The organism is Pleurocapsa sp. PCC 7319 (assembly GCF_000332195.1).
In the GTDB taxonomy this organism is placed as follows: Bacteria; Cyanobacteriota; Cyanobacteriia; order Cyanobacteriales; family Xenococcaceae; genus Waterburya.
This window is the reverse complement of sequence record NZ_KB235922.1, coordinates 211,254-230,507: the sequence shown is the minus strand read 5'-3', so window position 1 is coordinate 230,507 and position 19,254 is coordinate 211,254. Positions and strand designations below refer to the sequence as shown.

16 protein-coding genes and 1 pseudogene are annotated in these 19,254 nt (G+C 40.2%); 15 read left to right on the top strand and 2 right to left on the bottom strand.

Annotated features, from left to right (window positions below; genetic code table 11):
• Window positions 1-102: 102 nt before the first annotated feature.
• On the bottom strand, window positions 103-846 hold the full coding sequence (locus PLEUR7319_RS0105200; protein WP_019504144.1) for a DUF1995 family protein: 744 nt from the start codon (window positions 844-846) through the stop codon (window positions 103-105).
• 133 nt (window positions 847-979) lie between these two features.
• Between PLEUR7319_RS0105200 and pyrE the strand changes: the two genes are divergently transcribed.
• Together pyrE and PLEUR7319_RS0105190 are read left to right on the top strand one after the other, a co-directional pair.
• Window positions 980-1,501 carry an orotate phosphoribosyltransferase gene (gene pyrE, locus PLEUR7319_RS0105195; protein ID WP_019504143.1) on the top strand — a complete coding sequence of 174 codons (522 nt, stop codon included), beginning with the start codon at window positions 980-982 and terminating at the stop codon, window positions 1,499-1,501.
• Between the two features lie 164 nt (window positions 1,502-1,665).
• Window positions 1,666-2,223, top strand: a complete 558-nt coding sequence (locus PLEUR7319_RS0105190) for a GNAT family N-acetyltransferase (RefSeq protein ID WP_019504142.1) — start codon at window positions 1,666-1,668, stop codon at window positions 2,221-2,223.
• A 105-nt stretch (window positions 2,224-2,328) separates the two neighbouring features.
• Here the strand turns inward: PLEUR7319_RS0105190 and PLEUR7319_RS0105185 are convergent.
• Window positions 2,329-2,539: pseudogene (locus PLEUR7319_RS0105185) on the bottom strand (zinc ribbon domain-containing protein); the annotation flags it as partial.
• A 279-nt stretch (window positions 2,540-2,818) separates the two neighbouring features.
• Here PLEUR7319_RS0105185 and PLEUR7319_RS0105180 point away from each other — a divergent pair.
• From PLEUR7319_RS0105180 to PLEUR7319_RS0105105, 13 genes are all read left to right on the top strand, one after another.
• Window positions 2,819-3,190: a cyclic nucleotide-binding domain-containing protein gene (locus PLEUR7319_RS0105180; protein ID WP_019504141.1), complete on the top strand. Its 372-nt coding sequence runs from the start codon at window positions 2,819-2,821 to the stop codon at window positions 3,188-3,190.
• Window positions 3,191-3,721: 531 nt separating this feature from the next.
• Window positions 3,722-4,927 carry a methyltransferase domain-containing protein gene (locus tag PLEUR7319_RS0105175; RefSeq protein ID WP_019504140.1) on the top strand — a complete coding sequence of 402 codons (1,206 nt, stop codon included), beginning with the start codon at window positions 3,722-3,724 and terminating at the stop codon, window positions 4,925-4,927.
• A 148-nt stretch (window positions 4,928-5,075) separates the two neighbouring features.
• On the top strand, window positions 5,076-6,194 hold the full coding sequence (locus PLEUR7319_RS0105170; protein ID WP_019504139.1) for an inorganic phosphate transporter: 1,119 nt from the start codon (window positions 5,076-5,078) through the stop codon (window positions 6,192-6,194).
• A gap of 97 nt (window positions 6,195-6,291) precedes the next feature.
• Window positions 6,292-7,290 carry an arsenosugar biosynthesis radical SAM (seleno)protein ArsS gene (gene arsS / locus PLEUR7319_RS0105165; protein ID WP_019504138.1) on the top strand — a complete coding sequence of 333 codons (999 nt, stop codon included), beginning with the start codon at window positions 6,292-6,294 and terminating at the stop codon, window positions 7,288-7,290.
• Window positions 7,291-8,501: 1,211 nt separating this feature from the next.
• On the top strand, window positions 8,502-9,476 hold the full coding sequence (locus PLEUR7319_RS0105155) for a DUF1254 domain-containing protein (RefSeq protein ID WP_019504136.1): 975 nt from the start codon (window positions 8,502-8,504) through the stop codon (window positions 9,474-9,476).
• A 36-nt stretch (window positions 9,477-9,512) separates the two neighbouring features.
• A complete protein-coding gene (locus PLEUR7319_RS0105150) occupies window positions 9,513-10,544 on the top strand; it encodes a DUF1214 domain-containing protein (protein WP_019504135.1) in 1,032 nt (343 codons plus the stop codon).
• 381 nt (window positions 10,545-10,925) lie between these two features.
• Window positions 10,926-11,930 (top strand): DUF389 domain-containing protein, encoded by a 1,005-nt coding sequence (locus PLEUR7319_RS0105145; protein WP_019504134.1) that lies wholly within the window; start codon window positions 10,926-10,928, stop codon window positions 11,928-11,930.
• Between the two features lie 1,029 nt (window positions 11,931-12,959).
• Window positions 12,960-13,142: a hypothetical protein gene (locus PLEUR7319_RS0105135; protein ID WP_019504132.1), complete on the top strand. Its 183-nt coding sequence runs from the start codon at window positions 12,960-12,962 to the stop codon at window positions 13,140-13,142.
• 2 nt (window positions 13,143-13,144) lie between these two features.
• Window positions 13,145-15,652 (top strand): alpha/beta fold hydrolase, encoded by a 2,508-nt coding sequence (locus PLEUR7319_RS37825; RefSeq protein ID WP_019504131.1) that lies wholly within the window; start codon window positions 13,145-13,147, stop codon window positions 15,650-15,652.
• Between the two features lie 100 nt (window positions 15,653-15,752).
• Entirely contained in the window at window positions 15,753-16,400 is a 648-nt protein-coding gene (locus PLEUR7319_RS0105125) for a hypothetical protein (RefSeq protein ID WP_019504130.1), read from the top strand.
• A gap of 267 nt (window positions 16,401-16,667) precedes the next feature.
• Window positions 16,668-17,090 carry a hypothetical protein gene (locus tag PLEUR7319_RS0105115; protein ID WP_019504129.1) on the top strand — a complete coding sequence of 141 codons (423 nt, stop codon included), beginning with the start codon at window positions 16,668-16,670 and terminating at the stop codon, window positions 17,088-17,090.
• 226 nt (window positions 17,091-17,316) lie between these two features.
• The gene (locus PLEUR7319_RS0105110; RefSeq protein ID WP_019504128.1) at window positions 17,317-17,880 is read left to right on the top strand and encodes an HdeD family acid-resistance protein; all 564 of its coding nucleotides are present in this window, start codon (window positions 17,317-17,319) and stop codon (window positions 17,878-17,880) included.
• Between the two features lie 249 nt (window positions 17,881-18,129).
• Entirely contained in the window at window positions 18,130-19,065 is a 936-nt protein-coding gene (locus tag PLEUR7319_RS0105105) for a MarC family protein (RefSeq protein ID WP_019504127.1), read from the top strand.
• Window positions 19,066-19,254 lie beyond the last annotated feature (189 nt).

Below are 19,254 nucleotides of genomic sequence, written 5' to 3'. Positions count from 1 at the left end.
GTAGCTATAAACTATAACCCTTTTACTTAACTAAACTTTAAAGCTGAGAGCTGATTACTGATTACTGATTACTGATTACTGATAGCTGATAGCCTAACAAACCTATTGACTCAGTGCCTTGAGAAATTTCTGTAAATTACCTAGCAAATTAGGCTTTTTACGTTGTGAGGTAGTTTTATTGTTTTCTCCTTCAGAGTTGGTTAACTGCATAATAAGACGATCCAAATCTTCACCCATAGGTTTACTAGTAGTTTCTGTAGCTAATTCATAACCTGATTCTTTTTCTAACCATATTTGCCAACGAGAAGGATGACAACGCAAAATCGCTCCATCTGGAATTGGACGTAAATAATAACAAGAATAAATATTTTTAATAAACCGATCCCGTAATTTCCTGGCAGCCAAACCGATACCTACTACAGCAACATCTTCTAGTTGAGGAATGAGAAAAATTACCGGGCGATCGCCAGCTAGATTACTTAATTTCTCGGCACGCTCAACTTCTACAGAGGAAGGACAAGCCACAATAAAAATTTCATCATCGGCATCAATCTGGGACTCAATGGGAGTAAATCGGCTACCCATGTCGGTCACTTGAAATGGCTTTTCTCCCCAATTTTTTTTTGCCAAAGCTGCTGCTCCTGTATCAGGAAACATCACCTTAACCCCAGAACCATAATCAGCAAAAATATTGGCAAACTCCAAGGCTAATGCCTCAGATTGCAAAGCAATTTCGGGGACGACTAATTCTACTTGAATCAGATGATAGCCATCGGCGATCGCAGCTTTAGTAGCTTCTTTTGCCTGTTCAACTGCTATATCTAGGGTTTCGGGGAAAGTGTTCATACAAAGTTTTTTACAGAAGATAATTTTTATTGTAGCGATCGATGTCGTAGTTGATTGCTAAGTGTTTTTACAGTCAACCAAGCTAGTATCTTGGTTAGCAACTGCTATTAAACTCTGCTATTAAACTTAAGTTATGGAGAAAAAGACTTTAGCCAGAAAAATTTACCAAATATCAAATATACAAGGGAAATTTACTTTGCGTTCGGGACAACAAGCAACTGAATATTTTGACAAATATCTTTTTGAAGCTCGACCCAAACTACTGTTGGAGATTGCCTATCAGCTAATTCCTTATATTCCTAAAAACATAGATGTACTTGCTGGGTTAGAAATGGGTGGTATTCCTATAGCTACAGCTTTATCATTACAAACTGGTATTCCTCTGCTTTTTGTGAGAAAAGAAGCCAAAACTTACGGTACACGTAAATTAGCTGAAGGCGGAACTGTGGAAGGAAAATACTTAATAATTATTGAAGATGTGGTTACTACTGGTGGTGCAATTATTGATGCAGTCAGCCAACTACGTACTTTAGGCGCAAAAGTTGACAAGGCTCTATGTGTTATTGAACGCGAAAGTTTTGCTGCAAAAAACTTAGCAGATGTTGGGATTGAACTGATTCCCTTATTTACTAAGTCATACCTAGAGTCGGCATAAAAATTATTATTCAAGTTTTTCTCATCTAATCTTACAATAAGTACTTTTACTTACTGCAGAAGTGGATACTCCCATTAACAACATAATAGCTGGCTTTATTATAAAAACGCGGACAAATAGAAGAAAGAAAAAGATATTTGCTGTGCAACCCATAGGCATTTTTGATGGCTAACATACAACACATAACGATTTCATCAGTTCCACAACCACTGCTGCGTGCTATAGATGAGCTATGGACCGACGCATTCAACTGGCAACCTGTACCAAATGACGAAGAAGTAGAAGCCGATCCTGAAGCCAGTCTCTTTTTACTGCGCTCAGACAATAACGAACAGATATTAGCAACAGCCGTCGTTAAACCTTTTGATATACGCTTTGATGGAACTACTTATCCAGTGCAAGGAATTCTAAATGTAGTCTCTGCTGTAAAAAAGCAGGGATATGGTCGGATGGTGGTAGAAGCGGTAAAAGAGTGGTTGATAGCCGAGCAGACAACTGGTTTGGGCTTTGCTAAACGGAGCGTATCAGGGTTTTACTCGCAATGTGGATATAAAGTAGAAAAGGATTTAGTCGAACGCTTTCGTGAAGAAGCAGAGGATGGAACTCTCAATCCTCATCCAGACGGCGAAGAAGATGTGATCTATGTCAATGATCGAGCAAACCTCATTCAAGCAATTCTCAGCAAGCCTACCTGTTGGGCTTACATACCAGAATTCTGGTAGGCTGCGACTACAGCAACTAAATATCGCTTCTGCATACACAGAAGTAACTGTCTTTGACATCCTCCCTGCGCTAAATCAGAGATTATAACGAGGGATTCCTAAGACTCACGACTTAGGTTTCTGTTTCCTTCCTAAGCGAGGTTTTTCGCAACTGCCCTTTAGAACTATGTCTATCAGGTCTTATGTCCGCTCCACAGACAATCACCGCCAGCCCGGCGGCGAGTATATTTTTCCCAGCATTGATGTCTCTATCAATTCCCTTAGTTCCACAACTGGGACAATCCCAGGTACGAATATCAAGAGGCATCTTGTCAATTCAAAGCAACTATTCATTGCTATATTAACTAGCGATTGCTTAAACTTCGCTGTGCTTATTTAAACCATGAATTTGATTTAAGTATTTGTGCTTAATTAAAAAGTGGGATGCTCCCGGCAGAGATGTCTACTAAGCTAAAACCTTAAATATTTTTGTTCGATTTCAAAATAAATTTAGCGATCGCTTGTCTTAGGGCTAGTATCATCAAAGATAGTAAAAAGATTTACAAGTTTTGACGTTTGGTGCTAAAAAGTCTTTAGTTATAATGAGGCAGTTGCAGTGTTACAACCAGTCAAGACTATAGAGCTTTTCCAAAAACCTCCTTCCCCTAAAACTTTTTTAACGGGAGAGGTGATTTTTCAAGAAGGAGAACAAGGTGATGTGATTTACGGCATCATCTCTGGAGAAGTGGAGATTGTGGTCAATGGTAAGGTGGTCGAGACCATTCAAAAAGGTGATGTTTTTGGTGAAGGCTCTCTGGTTCACTTAAATCATCAAAGAGACACAAAGGCGATCGCCAAGACTGATTCTCTCCTAGCGTTTTTAGATCGAGAACATTTTATGTTTGCAGTGCAGCAAACCCCAATGTTTGCCATAGAAGTAATTAAAAGCTATTCTGACCGTCTTCGTCGTTTGAGGCATAGATTGTAATTCTATGCGATATGGTCACGAAACTAAAATAACTTATATCATTTCTCTTAAAACAACAAGCAAGCTAGAATTATTGAAAGGTTTTATCTTAAAGCTTTTAGCCTTTAGCCTTTAGCCTTTAGCTTTTAGCCTTGGTTTGACTGCTAAAAGCGTAATTGAGTTTAAGACTCCGACCTCTTAGGTCGTCGACAATCAGGTAGAGTTTAAGACTCTATTTGATTGAAGCTAAGAGCTAATAGCTAATAGCTACGGCGTAGCCGTTTCTTTATCTTTTAATTCAGGCTATTTTGGAGTCTCAATGTGTACAAGTGCACTAATTAGCTCTATCTCAAATCTGCTTATTTCTGCCCAAAATTTAGATAAATCAAAGTATATTCTCAGTAATCTTTCATCTCTATCGGCTTAGATAGATGCCTAGCTCAAAAAAATTAAATCATCAGAGAATAATCTCCTACTTAGTATAGATTTAGCTTATACTCTCGGTGATTAACCTGTAATATAGCCAAAGTTAAGTAAAAGGATTAGTTATCTGTGACTGAGATTGCTACTAACCAACCGCCAACCGCATCAGATTCGGTAGATTACGATATAGAGTCAGCGGTATTAGAAAGATATCAAGAGGGGGCAAGACAACAACAACCAAGCTTATGTTGTCCCACGGAATATGACGGAAATTACACCACAATATTACCCGAAGAAATTATTGCCAAAGATTATGGTTGTGGCGACCCCACTCGCTACGTCAATGAAGGAGAAACCGTAGTTGATTTAGGTTCAGGTGCGGGAAAAAATTGTTATATTCTGGCACAAAAAGTCGGAGAAAAGGGCAAAATAATCGGTGTAGACTTTAATGATGAAATGCTTTCCTTGGCTCGAAAATATCAAGGAGAGATGGCAGATAAACTTGGCTACCACAATACTGAGTTTGTCAAAGGAAAAATTCAAGATTTGAAATTACCCTTAGATAAGTTACAGCAATGGTTACAAGTTAATCCTGTAACCTCAGTGGATAAAATTGCCGAATATGAAGCTGAATGCGATCGCCTCAGACAAAAAGAAGCTTTAATCCCTGATAATAGCGTAGATGTCGTAATTTCTAACTGTGTACTCAATTTAGTTCGTCCCCAGGATAAACAACAATTATTTGGGGAAATATTTCGAGTCTTAAAACGTGGTGGTCGGGCAGTTATTTCTGATATCGTTTGTGATGAAGATCCTACGCCCAAAATTCTTAATGATCCTGAGCTTTGGAGTGGTTGTATTGCTGGAGCTTTTAGAGAAAATAATTTCTTAAAAATGTTTGAGGATGCAGGTTTTTATGGTGTAGAAATCCTCAAGCGTGAAGAAACCCCCTGGCAAGTTATTGACGGTGTGGAATTTCGTTCCATGACTGTACGGGCATACAAGGGAAAAGAAGGGATTTGCTTAGAAAGAAAACAGTCAGTAGTTTACAAAGGTCCTTGGAAACAAGTAACAGATGATGATGGTCATGTCTTCTGTCGTGGCGAAAGAATGGCTGTATGCGACAAAACCTATAAGATTATGACTAGCTGCTGTAGTCCCTATGCCAAAGATATTATCGGCATTGAGCCCTATGAAAACATTCCTCTAGAGGAAGCTACAGAATTTGATTGCAAAACTAAAGCCATTCGCCATGCCAGAGAAACCAAAGGTTCAGAATATAACCTCACGGAAACTGGAAGCAACGATTGTTGTTCCCCTGGAGAATGCTGTTAAACATCTACCGTTGGAACTGATCGGTAATCAGTAAACTGATGCGTTCTTTTACTACTTAACTTTAGTAAGCAGGGTTGCTCGTCAACCAGTAATCAGTAATCAGTAATCAGTAATTAGTAATCAGTAATTAGTAATCAGTAATCATTTCATGTGGACTTTGGCTATTTTTGTAGCGACGGTTTTTTTGGCTTATGCCAATGGTGCCAACGATAATTTCAAGGGAGTAGCGACTTTATTTGGTAGCAAGACAACCAATTATAAGCTGGCAATTTGGTGGGCAACTTTTACTACTTTTGCTGGTTCAATTTGTTCGGTAGTATTGGCAAATGCACTACTGAAAAACTTCTCTGGTAAAGGTCTAGTACCAGAGGCGATCGCCGATACAGGTTCTTTCCATTTGGCAGTAGCTTTGGGAGCTGCTTTGACAGTAATTTTGGCTACTGTAACTGGGTTCCCTATTTCGACAACTCATGGTATTACTGGGGCATTAACGGGAGCTGGCTTGGCGGCGATCGGTACTCAATTGAATTTTGCAGCTTTAGGTAAATCTTTTTTTATTCCTCTATTGCTTAGTCCTTTAATCGCAATGGTTCTAGGAACTGTTTTATATAGTTTGCTTCACTTTGGTCGCACTGCTTTAAATATAGAAAAAGCTTGGTGTATATGTGTAGGTGATAAACAAGAATTGATTCCTATTGCTAGTAGTACGATTAATACGAGTAATTTATCAACTGTGGCTACTCCTGAAATTGCGATCGATACTCCTGAAAATTGCAGTCAAAAATATGTGGGGGACTTTTGGGGCATTGATAGCCAAAAGTTAGTTGATACTTGCCATTTCTTAAGTGCTGGAGCAGTTAGTTTCGCCAGAGGTTTAAACGATACTCCTAAAATTGTTGCTTTGCTATTAACGGTAACAGCTTTTTCCATAAAAGGAGGAATGTTGGCTGTTGGTTTAGGAATGGCAATTGGTGGTTTATTAAATGCTCGCAAAGTAGCAATGACTGTTAGCAATAAAATTACTACTCTCAACCCTGGTAAAGGTTTAGCTGCTAATTTAGTTACAGGCTTTCTCGTAATCTTTGCTAGCAGGATGGGTGTACCAGTCTCTACAACTCATGTTTCTGTAGGTTCGATTTTTGGGGTGGGAGTGGTTTCCCGAACTGCTCATATTGGAATGTTCTCTAAAGTATTGAGTTCTTGGGTGTTAACTTTACCCATTGCTGCAAGCTTAAGTGCAGTAGCTTATCTTTTATTAGCTAAATAAATAAATTATTAGTTAGCATCTACAAGTTAGCATCTACATTTTAAGAACTTGTAGAATCAGTAATCAGTAATCAGTAATTAGTAATCAGTAATCATTAATGTCATCTACTACTAAAACCTCAAGAGTTACTTCTTTCGCCCAAAAAATAGTTTCACCCTTAACTAAAAATAAAATTACTGTTTTACAAATTAATTTGGGTAGAAAATGTAACCTTGCTTGTACTCATTGTCATGTAGAAGCAAGTCCCAAAAGAACAGAAGAGTTATCTCCTGAAGTTTGTGAGCAGCTTATAGAACTAATTAATCGTTTTCCTCAAATACAAACTGTTGATTTGACTGGTGGAGCGCCAGAAATGAATTATGGTTTTCGACCCATAGTTGAAGCAGCCAAAGCGCAAAATAAAGAAGTTATTGTACGCTCTAACTTAACTATTTTTTTTGAAGCTGGATATGAAGACTTACCTGAATATTTTGCCCAGCATCAACTTCGAGTGACCGCTTCATTGCCTTGTTATTTAGAATCCAATGTAGATAAACAAAGAGGCTCTGGAGTATACAATGAATCGATTGAAGCTATTCAAAAGCTCAATCAGTTAGGCTATGGTTCTGATCCTAATTTAATTCTTGATTTAGTATATAATCCTGCCTTGCCGATTAATAGTGATTTCTCTCTAACTCCTAATCAACAAAAATTAGAGCAAGATTACAAAACATATTTAGCAGAACACTTTGATATTAAATTTAATAACCTCTTTACTATTACTAATATCCCTATTGGTAGAACCAAACAATTTTTACAACGCCGAGAGATACATGATGATTATCTTCAATTTTTAGCCATTAATTACAATCCTCAAACTTTGGATAATGTCATGTGTCGTAATGAATTATCAATTGACTATTTGGGAAATGTTTATGACTGTGATTTTAACCAGATGGAAAATATTGTTGCCACTACCGAAGATAACCAAAAATTAACTGTTGCTAAATTGCTAGAACTGGATAATTTGGATGTAATCAGAGAAATCAAAACTGCTAATTACTGTTATGGCTGTACTGCGGGGAGTGGCTCTAGTTGCGGGGGATCTTTAATTTGAGTCGAAGGGATCTCGATGATGAAAAGGTAGTGTTCTATAAACGCAATTTAAACAAGATGCAAAAATTATGTCGTCGTGCCGCTCAGTTTAAAGTCGCTTACCAATTTTCTTAAGCTCATCGCACCAGCAATATGGTCGACCGCTTGATGAATCACCAAGACCGCTTACTATTTACAATTATTCTGACTTACTTGACCGCCCAATAGCGGTACGTAAAACGGGTCGGTGCAGTACCCCGAACCGAAGCCCGCCCAACATTGATATGTCCTCCACCTCTCCGGCTGATATTTAGATGGACGAGTAGAACTTGTAACCAGACAACATTTTCCTTCAGCTTCGCCACCAACAACAACTGTAGCACTAGGACCCGGAGGTAAAGCGGCAGAGCCGCAGCTATAAGCTGTAAGCTGTAAGCTGTAAGCTGTAAGCCAATTAGAAGAGGCTTTAACCTCTCCTAATTGTAGACCACCAAACTTCGTTTGCTGGGGGCATTAAACCCGATAGCTATAAGCCCTTCGGGTACTCTTCGAGAAGGCTCCGCCAACGACAGTTTCTTCTTGATGAAGTTGTTCATGGGGGAAACCCCCGCCCTCGACAGTTCCTTCAAGCGGGACAAAGGCCAGGCGTATGGCCGCATCGTACCCCCTAAAGGGTTCAGCAGTGGCTTCAAGCGGGGGAACCCCGCCAACGCCCTGCTTCACCGCCAACGAACTGTCTCACTGTTAGCCGTTTACAAAGCGTAAACTTTAGAGCTTAAAGCTTAAGGCTTAGAGCTTAAAGCTTTTTAAGGTAATTTAGGAATAAAGTCCACTATCGAAGGGTCTCCTGGATCTAATATAGAAAAATTACAATTTCTTGAACGAGAGCAGTCACATTCATTGAACATTTTGATTCTCAATTTCTCGATTACCGGAGAGTCTGCTTCTGCCTGAAAACTCCCGGGCAACCAGAAAGCTGCACTTATCAGCAGAACAGCACTTAAAACAGTGCAATCGCATAAACTATCAAAATACTACAAGCTTGCTTTCTCGTATCATTAAAATATTTTTTAGTTTCTGAAAATTATTGATTTTCCGTTCAATTGCGTAACATCAGTTAAGTAATAAAAAATTTGTTAATTACTTATGTCTAAAGTTATATCTAAAGTAAAAGCGAGCACTGTAATGTAATTACAGAAAAAAAAGTTATATATCCAAATAATATGTACTGTGATGACTCAAAGTAATCTAACTACCGTAACAACTGATAATTTTATTGTTGCTGAAACCGATAAATATTTTTCAGATCACGTCAAAAATCACCCAGTCAATACTATTCGACATTCTAGAAAAATGTCCAGTAAGGATAATCAGTTTGTGATTCGTGAAAATCAAGATGTTTTATACAGCCATGCTGTTGTTGACATCTCCCAAGGGGCAAAATTAATCAATCCTAGCTGGGATGTATATTCGATAATTCAGGTTATTGACGAGCATCACTATACTATTGCTGCTGTATATCCTGGGGAAGAATTGACAATTACACCAGACATGGTTGCATTGGGTAGCCACGTTTTTTTGAATATTCGCACGGGTGTCAGAACCCTGGACGATGGGGGACTTAAAGAAGCCCACGAACATCAAGATAATATTCAAATCGTAGCAGAATCATCGAATCCCTATACATCAAAAAGCTTTGACCAAGAAAGTCTGAATAAAGTTCGTTCTCAATTAGAAGCCAGAAAAACTGAAATTACTAAACCCTGGCTGATGTTTGGCACTAAAGATGAGGTCGATCCTGAAATGTTTCTCATCGCTAGTGCTGGAGGCTGGGGGGGTTTACCAGCAAAGCATGCTTCATACGTGGTAACAATTCAGCCACCGTCAGAAATATCAGAATCAGCCGAGTGTGCCTCAATGACGTTACCGCAACCTCCACTGAACTTTGATAAGGGTGGTTTCTTCTCTGTCTCTGTCTACGATCGAGAAGGTTGGATAGCTACAGAACCCTTCGCTCTCAATAATCGTCAAGCCACTCCCAATCAAGATGGTTCTTACACATTTCACTTTAATTGTCCTGATGCTGAAAATAATATCAATGTTGTCTCTGGGTGGAGCCAGTTGATTCGGCTTTATGTGCCAGAGAGCGTTGAAAAAATCGTAGCCTATACGGATGAAATAAATAATACCGTTAAAATTACCAAATAATAATCATATTCTTATCCTCTAACCAGTAAAATTGCCATGAAAAAAGTAATAATTGGAATCGCAGCGACCATTTTTACCTGCGGATTTACTGCCTCCCTAGAAAAAGTCACCCCTGAGACTTACATCCGTGCCGAGGTGGATTTTACCTTAGCCCAATTTCAGAAGAATGCAGGAGACAAAGTTAATGAATTCTTCTATATCACCGAACCAACTCCTCTCGACGAACAGACCGTCGTCCGTATGAACAAAGATACACTCTATGCTGGTGCAGTGGTAGACACCGAAGGTGGTGCTACCGTAACCATCCCTGAGTTTCCTGACGATCGCTATTTTTCGGTTTATGTAGTTGACAATGACCACTACGCCCCTGCCGTTTTTTACGAACCTGGAACTCATCAGATACCAGATGATACCAAATATGTTGCAGTTATCCAGAGAATTCAATTGATGGATCCGTCCGATGAGCAAGATGTAGCTCTTGTCAACGATCTTCAGAAACAGATTACGATCAATGCTTCAAGTGCAGACCCATTTCCCAATCCAAAATGGGACAAGGATTCGATGTTGGCTTTAAGAACAGAGTATGAACAGGAATTTCAAAAATTCGACCAGTACGAATCCGATGTGATGAGGCAAGAGGGAGAACTCAACTGGATGGGAAAAAAAGGACAGGTCAATGAGGAAACTCGGCATATCGGCGCTGCTGGGGCTTGGGGATTGTTCCCCGAAGAAGATGCGGTCTATATTAATTATGCAGGACCATCCGACCATACTAAGTGCTACAGTGCTACCTATGCTATTCCAGACAACGATGCGTTCTGGTCTCTCACTATGTATGGAAAAGATGGCTTTATGAAATCTGAAAACAACGTTGTCAATGACCGTAACGTCGAACTAAATGAAGATGGAACATTCACTGCTTTCTTTGGTTCGAGGGAGCAGTGTGGAGAGAAGCCCAATCGAGTTGATATTACCGAAGGATGGAACTTTCTGATGCGGGTTTATAAACCAGGCTCTTCTGTCCTGGCACGAGAATATAAACTCCCCGATGTTGAGGTTGTGGAGTAAAAAAATACAACAATTCAGCGATCGATTTCTAGCGATCGCCTCTAGATAAACGTGAGTTCGACGAAGCTACTTGCGCGTTCGTGATTGTGATTAAAAATCACTACTCCGAATATGCGTAGCGGTGACCCGACGAAGGAGCTAATCCTTTAGGACTCCTTTAGGACTCCGAACTCATACCAATTCCTAAAAGTAGCTGGAGAGATAAAAATATTCTTAGAGTCAATGAAAAAGCTCAAATATCCAATAAAGCTAAAGGCTAAAGGCTAAAGGCTAAAGGCTAAAGGCTAAAGGCTAATAGCTTACCCTGTCACAAGTCTCTCGTTATTTTCGAGAATTGGTATCACGCAAATAAGAACAGAAAAGAGAGTGAAATTATTTCCCATGAGTCTTCCCAGCTATTTCCAAGATTTGAGCTTCAGAAAACCCGATCAAGAAGGAAGGAAGAAAATCAACTCGGGTCTTTTAGAAGATTCAAAACTCGATATTTCCTATCTAGCGTTAACTGTAGGTGCTTGTGCCATTGCTACTTTAGGACTACTTTCTAACAATACGGCTGTAATTATTGGTGCCATGATTGTTGCTCCTTTGATGCTGCCGATCAGATCCCTCGCCTTTGCAGCCCTAGCAGGAAATGGTGTTATGTATCGAAAATCGGGCATAGCAATTATCGCCGGAACGCTAATTTCAATTGCTCTAGCTTGTTTGCTGGGTTGGCTGGGTTTGGTGATAGCAGCTCCCGAATTTGGTAGCGAAGTAACATCGCGATCGCAACCGACTCTAGTCGATTTGGGAATTGCGCTGGCAGCAGGGGCAATTGCTGGCTTTGCCAAACTAGAACCCAAAATTTCTTCTAGTTTGGCTGGTACGGCGATCTCTGTAGCTCTCATGCCACCACTTTGTGTCATTGGCTTAGGTCTATCTCAAGCAGACTGGAGGCTTAGTATAGGTGCAACACTGTTATACGTGACCAATCTACTAGGCATTACCCTCTCCTGTATGCTCATCTTTTTAATTACAGGCTGTGCCTCACTGCGTTTTGGTCGAAAAGCTTTGACGCGGACAGCGATTTTTACTGCCATATTGATTATTCCTTTGGGCATTAGCTTTGTCCGATTAGTACAACAACAAAAACTCGAACTTCTAATCCGAGATGTCCTAGCAAATTCTAATACCTTCGAGCGTGTCGAAATAGTTGACAGTGAAATCGATTGGTTAACCGACCCTCCCCAAGCTCACTTTGATGCTTTCCTAACGGGTACTTTAACTCCAAAGCAAGTGGGGCTTTTAGAAGATTTTGTTGCCAAAGAATCGGGTCAGCGCGTCAGCTTGATTTTTAACATCGGTCGAGTGGTAGAAATTAAGAGTTCTGCTGCATCCAATAATTGATGAGTCTAATGGCTTCTGTTGCCAAAAAATTAAACAGACAAAAAACTCAATCAATAACCATTGGTGACAAGTTATGGGTCTACGCTTTTTGTCAAATGGTCTCTAGCTTTTAGCTTTTAGCTCTTAGCTTTTAGCTTTTGGGCTATCTCCATAAACTTTAATCTCGGCAATCGGCGATCGCGCCAAGCGAGCGACTATAATCCATATTTAGTGTTTGACAAAATAAACCCTTTTTCGTAAATTTAGGGCAATAAGTCTGAAAAATCAGGAACAGAGAGATCGACAAAAATAGCTTTAATGTCTTATACTCGTATTTTGCTCCCCATAGTCATAAAACAGGGATAAAAGACACTATTTGTAGTAGTTGACTAAAACTAGTTTTTCTTAACTTGTCACGAATGATCAATAACTAATACCAATTCTCATGTATTGACTGGAGACTTAGTAGGTTGGGTAGAACGATAGTGAAACCCAACAATCATTTAAAAAACGATTGAAGCAATCACTAGTAGTAGCTCAAGTTAGAAATGAGGATTAAATCTTTTAATTCCGTAGCGCGACGCGGAGCTAGTCATGCACGGGAAGCTAGTCATGCACGGGAAGCTTCTCCCGCAGGGAGTACTCCATAGCTTGCTTCACTCTTACGAGAAGGCTAACGCCAACCCGCAGGGAGTACTCCGAACTTTTATCCTATCCATCAAATCAAACTTGATGACCTACTAGTGTTCTAACCTCAAAACGTATTGCTATAAATGCTTGCTTTGAGTTCCTTCGCTTGAGTAGTAACTTAAGTATTTATTGGATTACAAGCTAGCCTCAGTTTTTTGTAACGGAACTGATGAAATAATGACTAGATTAGAGTATACCCAATGATAGATGACATCGTGATTGGATATTTCGTATGGTTCTCGTGTGTTTAAGACTCAGAAAAAGAGAGTAGTAGGTTACGAAAGCAGAGTCGGCACATAGCTCTTCAACTCTCCGTAGTGTTGTACTGCTATTTTTAGAATTCCAAGGAGCAACTGAATAATGGAGCATAAGTCAAAAACAATCGTCCCAGAAAAAATGGCTATTTTTTCTCCAGCATTAAGCGAAGACGAATTAGCAGAACGCACTCAATACTTGAAATTTCAGCAACAGGAATATGAGTTTACTCACGAATACGTAGAAGGTCTAAGTTTATTTAAAGAAGTTCCCGTTATCGAAGAGTAGGCATGATTCCCCACAAAATGAGAAAAAAACTCTTAAACATAATTATTACAACTTTGCTGGCTGGTTGTGGAACAATGTCTATGGGATTAAAACCCAAGCCTAGTCTGGGAGCAGAGCGCGTCGGTTTCTCTCTGCCCGTATTAGGTGAATTTCACCTCTCAGTTGACTCTTTGGAAGTGTTTGCCAAAGAAGGTAAAATAACGCCAGAATTTGCCTTCTATGCTAATCGCTTAGAACCGCAAGTTTTGTCTCAGTTACGTCAAGCATTGCAGCAAAAGTTTGATGTTGATGCGATAACTGTATATCGAATGACAAACATGCCGATGGGAGAAGATTTACTTAAGAGCATGGGAGAGGCAATTTATACTCACCCAGAGCGCAACGGTATTTATGCGATCCGCGCTGCCCTTATCCTTGCAGCAGCAGACCCAGAAGGTTTAACTGCAATTAATGTCATGCGTCACTTTCCTACCGAGGAAATTCAACTCGATACGCAGTTGATTATTTCTCTGATCCAAGAGACAGCAAATTTTTTGCAGTATAAGGATACTTCGGTTGAAGCGGTTTCTCAAGTAGCCAAGAGCGAAAGCCCTTCAGTGCAAGAATTAGATGTCGAGCAAATGCCAGATTTACGTCAAGCAGGGTCTTATTCTGTCACTCAAAAAGCGATCGCCTTCAAGATAGATCGTATACGTCAGACTACAAGAGGTTTTAGTGAATTTTATAATCTTGATGCAGATCTCTATTTGCCTGAAGGTCAAACTAAACCCGCTCCCCTAGCAATAATAACTCATGGTTTGGGTTCGAGTCGCTCCCATTTTCAGTATTTGGCAGAACATTTAGCTTCTCACGGATACGTTGTCGTCGTTCCCGAACACATAGGTAGCAATAGTGAGTATAAAAAAGCTTTTCTGCAAGGAGAACTGAGCGTCGATGTTAGCCCATTGGAATTTTATAGTAGACCTCTAGATGTAACTTATCTTTTAGATGAGATCGAAAATCATTCAGCATTTCAAGTCCCGATTGATTGGGAAAAAGTAGGTGTTCTGGGTCATTCTTTTGGCGGTTATACCGCCTTGGCTCTTGCTGGTGCGCCTCTGAACCAAAAAAGAATTAACCAAGTATGTCAGCAAAATCAACCCACTCTCAATACTTCAATGCTTCTTCAGTGTCGTGCTAGTTCTTTGCCATCAGGAAACTATAAGTTAGCAGATTCTCGCATCAAAGTATCATTAGCATTTAACCCCGTGACCAGTTCGGTTTTGGGTCCAGAAAGCCTGAAGCAGATAACTATTCCCACGATGATTTTGGGTGGTAGTCAAGATATTGTAGCTCCTTTTATTGAAGAACAAGTTCATCCTTTTCTGTGGTTAGAAACCGAACATAAATATTTGGGGGTCATGGTAGGGGCAGGACATGGCTCTATCAGTGATACTGAGGAAGGTAGCGACTTTCCCGATATTTTGAAAGGCTCTCTCAATTCCAAGATAGCAAGAGACTATTTAAAAGCAATCAGCCTCGCTTTTTTGGAAGTTCATTTACGCGATCGCTCTGACTATCAACCCTATCTCAGTTCTACCTATACCCAAACCATTAGTCCCGCAGAAACGCCCTTATATTTAGTTGAATCATTAACTCCAGAACAACTAAAACAAGCTTATGGTAATACTCCTCCCACTCCGCCCATCCCCGAAGCGGTAGTTGCCACCGCTCCCAGAAAAAACAGCCGTGTTTTGACGAAAATTGAGAACACCCAAACCCTGAAAATAGCCATGAGAAGCGATGCAGCTCCTTTTGGCTACATAGACGAACAGCAGGATGTCTGGACTGGCTACTGTGAAGATTTTGCTAATTTACTAGGAGAGCATTTAGCCAAAAAACTCAATATTTCCTCTGGTATTGAAGTAATTAAATTATCCTCTAACCTAGAAAATCGTTTTGAATTAGTACAGCAGAATACTGTTGACCTTGAATGCGGTCCTAACAGTATTCGGAGAAATCAAGAAGGAGTCCGTTTTTCCTCTCCTTTTTTTGTTAGTGGCACTCGCTTTCTAGTTAACAATCAAAATGCAGCAAAAATCGATCCAGAAAGCAGCTTAACAGCAGTTAAAACAGGGGTGCTTCAAGATACGAAAACCAGCGAATTTGTGCAAAAAACTTATTCTGAGGCAGAAATAGTTGATTTTCAGGGTTCAAAAGCCAGAATGGAAGGAGTTCGAGCCGTTGCCAACGGTAATCTCGATGCTTTTATTAGTGATGGAGTTTTGCTAATAGGAGAAATCGAGCGACAAAATTTAGGATCGGAAAATTATCAATTAATCCCAAAAGATCCTTTAACCTGTGATTTCTATGGACTGATTTTGCCTCAAAGCGATTCCCAGTGGCGCGCTACTGTCAATACCTTTATTCGGAGTCAACAAGTAGAACAATTGCAGGATAAATGGCTAGGAGAATACTTCTCTCAATCTGTGTCCGATACTGATTATTGTTTAAATGAGCGAACAAACTAGCATTTTAACCATCAAAATATTACGCTCTTATTCGCCGTACTACTACAAAACTAGGAGTTCTTATAACTGAGTTAAACCTAATAGTTATCCCATATTATCGATGAAAAAATATACTCGCCTCAGCTTACCTATTTTACTGGCTATCTCTGGGATATTTTCCCCCCCTGCGATCGCAGGTTTATTCGATCGCCCCGATTTTTTTGAGAAGGGTCAGGAGCAATTTGAAGAAGAAATCCATAGATTTGAAAAGAGAGAAACTGTTGCCGAACCCTCGATCGAAATTGAAGAAACAGCTCTATCCTGGTCGCGAGTTATGATGCCAGAAGTAGGATTTACTGTTTTGATACCTTCTGGAGCTATTAGCCATGAAGTCGAAACAGTGGAAGCTCCTAAGGGAGATATTAATTTCGATATTATTGCGACTCATCCCTCATCTTCTCGCTATGTGGTGGCTTACTCGGAAGAAGTAGCTCCCCAAAGAGTTGACAATGTTCCAGAAGTCTTGGAGCGATCGCGAGATTACATTATCGATAACAAGGTGGATTTAACTAAAATTGCTGACGATGATATTACTTTTGCTAACTATCCAGGCAAGCAATTTCAACTGCAAAATAAAGAGGAAACTATTGTTTATCGCTTATTGCTCGTAGAGCAGCGTCTCTATGTTTTGGCTGTCAGGCAACAAAATGATGCTATTTCTGCCAAGTCAATCGATAATTTTTTTGCTTCATTTGAGCTAGTTAATTAATACTCTGACAATTTTGAAATGATGGATAGGGGGGTAGGGGAAGATGATTTTTAAGATCGATTCATCAATCAATGTCTGTAAAACAATCTGGACTAAGTCAGTGCTAAACAGAGAAATATCGAGCATTGTGTACAATAAAACGTTTCTTATTTTAATGTTTGGCTATTTGTAGTCATTTAAAGAAATTCTCTTTTCTTTGCTATTTGAATTCAAGTTTGCTACGGTCTTGCCCTAAAAATAATCCTAAATAATACTGAGGACTAATCTATGAACGCCCAGAAAATATCACAGCATCCTTTAGAAGTCATTCCTGAGGGAGAAGCAGAAATGATCGAGCACGTCACCAAGATACAGCTCGAAATGATGAAAAATAAAGATCCGCAAAAACGCGGACAGCATCCCAAACAACAGGCTCTTTTAAGAGGGATATTCGAGATCTCCGATTCAGTTCCCGAATCTATCCTAACAATCCCCCCTCAAGACTTCACTGCACCAGAGCAATTTGAGTTTTGCGAAAACCTTTCCTACAATCCTTGGCACTGTGCGTCAGATCATCAACCTTTAGGAGGCATCCAGCGTTGCCGTAAGCTGGTGTATGAAGAAGGTGCCAAGCTGCGACACGAACTTAATGATGCTCAAAATAGCGAACCGACAAAAGCTGATTATGATCGACTTGGCTCGTTTCTCTAGAGATTATTAGACCTGTTGGAAAATAGGGAGTTCTGTCGCCAAAAGTTTATTTTGTCTGAATAAATTAAAGTTGCAACGGAACCGAATAAATCGATCTTACTTTCAATAGTTTTCTTCTTTATGTTGTTATGCATCTAATTTTTCAGTTCGATTGTGCGATCGTTTTCTAGCGATCGCACCTAGACAAAAACAGAGAAGAGATAAAAATTAGTTCCCATAATTGATTATGATTTCTACACATCCCGATTTAAAGACTCGTAAAGAAATTCGTCAAAAAGCTGGTTGGGGCATTGCCCTTGGTATTGTGCTAATTATTTTAGGCTCTTTGGCGATCGCCCTTCCCCTGGCTACGGCAATTACCTTCAGTCTACTGTTTGGCTGGTTATTTATTTTTGGGGCGATCGACCAAATTATTTATGCCTTTCTCACCCGATCTTTAGGATCGTTTATTTGGAAATTATTGCTGGGGGTACTTTATCTAATCAGTGGAATCGTGGTTTTGTTTTCTCCTGGCGTTGCTGCGATCGCTTTTAGCCTAATTCTGGGTATTAGCATTCTGACCCAAAGTGTCCTACAGGTAATCGCTGCCTTTCAAATACGTCCCCAGCAAGGCTGGGGATGGACCCTATTCAGCGGTATCGCTGGCATTATTCTAGGCATCTTGATCTGGTCAGAATGGCCAATTGGTGCGGTATGGCTGCTGGGGGTGTGGTTTGGTTGCAACCTCTTATTTGATGGCATGGGCGTAGTGATGGTTTCCTCCATGATTCGTTCGGAAGTGAAGGAGTGAGGATCTGGTTAACGAAATTTCCTGTGGCGTTAACTATCTTGTCGAAAGGTTAGTTCGGAGTTCGGAATTTGGAGTTTGGAGTTTGGAGTTAGTAATTAGTAATTAGTAATTAGGTAAAAGATACTGCTTTGTCGTTACTCGTTACTCATTACTTCTTAACCGTTACTTTCATGCTTCCTTTCCGCACATTTTATCGATATGGGACTAGCAAAGAGTTTTTCAATGCAGTCTAGTTAGAAAGTAGGAACGATGAAAACAAAAGGTAAAGAGCAAAAGAGTATTCTGTCTAAATATCTCTGGTGGAGTATTAAGCCAGTGGCGGTTATCTTGCCGTTGATGTTGATGTTGATGTTGAACCTAGGATTGCCAGGAACACTACCTACATCCTCCGCTTTATCAACAAATTCCGATTGTGCCGTGCGATCTTTAGCCACAGACTGCACTTTCCCTTTATTGGCTCAGACTAACCCGATAGCAGAATCGTCTTCGTCAGCCCCTGAAAATGTTGGGAATCTCGAAGAGGATAACCTGAAAAAATGGGGAGAATTCAGGGGAATTTTGTCAGCAATCAATATTTTTATCCTCTTCTTTGTCACCTTAGGACCCTTTAAAATTATTCCTACTTTTATCAGATTGACTCAGAATGCCGATGAAACCCTACGACGAAATTTGGCTATCCGCAGTGCTGGTCTGGCTAGCCTGGTTATTTTTTTGGTGGTTATTCTGGGAGGAAACATTCTGGCGAAGTGGACGATTGGCATTGAGTCCCTGATGATAGCTTCTGGCATTCTCCTCTTTCTCGCCTCTTTGCAACAAATCAAGTCTCAGTATGAAACTTCTGGAAAGGAGGCACCGCCCCCAGAGCCATCGATGAAACTGCTGGTCAATCCACTGACTTTTCCGACCATCCTGACTCCCTACGGCATTGCTCTTGCCCTGCTCCTAATGGTTGCCAACACACGGATCTCTCAAAGACCGTGGCTGGTGCTGGTAATGCTTCTTCTGGTTATGTTTTTGAACTTGGTCGCCATGTTGGCAGCTCGACCCATCCTCAAAACCCTTAAACCCATGACTTTACAAGTGCTGGGTCTAGTCTTGGGGGTAATGCAATTAGCCTTGGGAATAGAGATGATTTTGAGTGGCATCGGGTTAGCAGCCCTAATTTTGCAAGACCTTTTAAATTAATAAGTTTTCGGCTTGTTAACTCTAACTTAGCGGAAACTAGAATCAAACCTTACTCAAGAAATATAGTATGAAGTTACCTATCAATGAAGTCCAATCTCGCTCGGGTACGCTCAAATTTGAACAAAATGGGTATCCGACAACAGAAACCGTCAATCTTGTATATGATGAAATAGCCTACCACGGTGCAAC

Bases quoted from the DNA above. Each gene is read 5' to 3' on its own strand.
- arsS (WP_019504138.1), top strand. From the start codon at position 6,292: ATGTCATCTACTACTAAAACCTCAAGAGTTACTTCTTTCGCCCAAAAA.
- PLEUR7319_RS0105190 (WP_019504142.1), top strand. From the start codon at position 1,666: ATGGCTAACATACAACACATAACGATTTCATCAGTTCCACAACCACTG.
- PLEUR7319_RS0105105 (WP_019504127.1), top strand. From the start codon at position 18,130: ATGAAAACAAAAGGTAAAGAGCAAAAGAGTATTCTGTCTAAATATCTC.
- PLEUR7319_RS0105135 (WP_019504132.1), top strand. From the start codon at position 12,960: ATGGAGCATAAGTCAAAAACAATCGTCCCAGAAAAAATGGCTATTTTT.
- PLEUR7319_RS0105170 (WP_019504139.1), top strand. From the start codon at position 5,076: ATGTGGACTTTGGCTATTTTTGTAGCGACGGTTTTTTTGGCTTATGCC.
- PLEUR7319_RS0105115 (WP_019504129.1), top strand. From the start codon at position 16,668: ATGAACGCCCAGAAAATATCACAGCATCCTTTAGAAGTCATTCCTGAG.
- PLEUR7319_RS0105125 (WP_019504130.1), top strand. From the start codon at position 15,753: ATGAAAAAATATACTCGCCTCAGCTTACCTATTTTACTGGCTATCTCT.
- PLEUR7319_RS0105200 (WP_019504144.1), bottom strand. From the start codon at position 846: ATGAACACTTTCCCCGAAACCCTAGATATAGCAGTTGAACAGGCAAAA.
- PLEUR7319_RS0105145 (WP_019504134.1), top strand. From the start codon at position 10,926: ATGAGTCTTCCCAGCTATTTCCAAGATTTGAGCTTCAGAAAACCCGAT.
- PLEUR7319_RS0105110 (WP_019504128.1), top strand. From the start codon at position 17,317: ATGATTTCTACACATCCCGATTTAAAGACTCGTAAAGAAATTCGTCAA.
- PLEUR7319_RS0105155 (WP_019504136.1), top strand. From the start codon at position 8,502: ATGACTCAAAGTAATCTAACTACCGTAACAACTGATAATTTTATTGTT.
- pyrE (WP_019504143.1), top strand. From the start codon at position 980: ATGGAGAAAAAGACTTTAGCCAGAAAAATTTACCAAATATCAAATATA.
- PLEUR7319_RS0105150 (WP_019504135.1), top strand. From the start codon at position 9,513: ATGAAAAAAGTAATAATTGGAATCGCAGCGACCATTTTTACCTGCGGA.
- PLEUR7319_RS37825 (WP_019504131.1), top strand. From the start codon at position 13,145: ATGATTCCCCACAAAATGAGAAAAAAACTCTTAAACATAATTATTACA.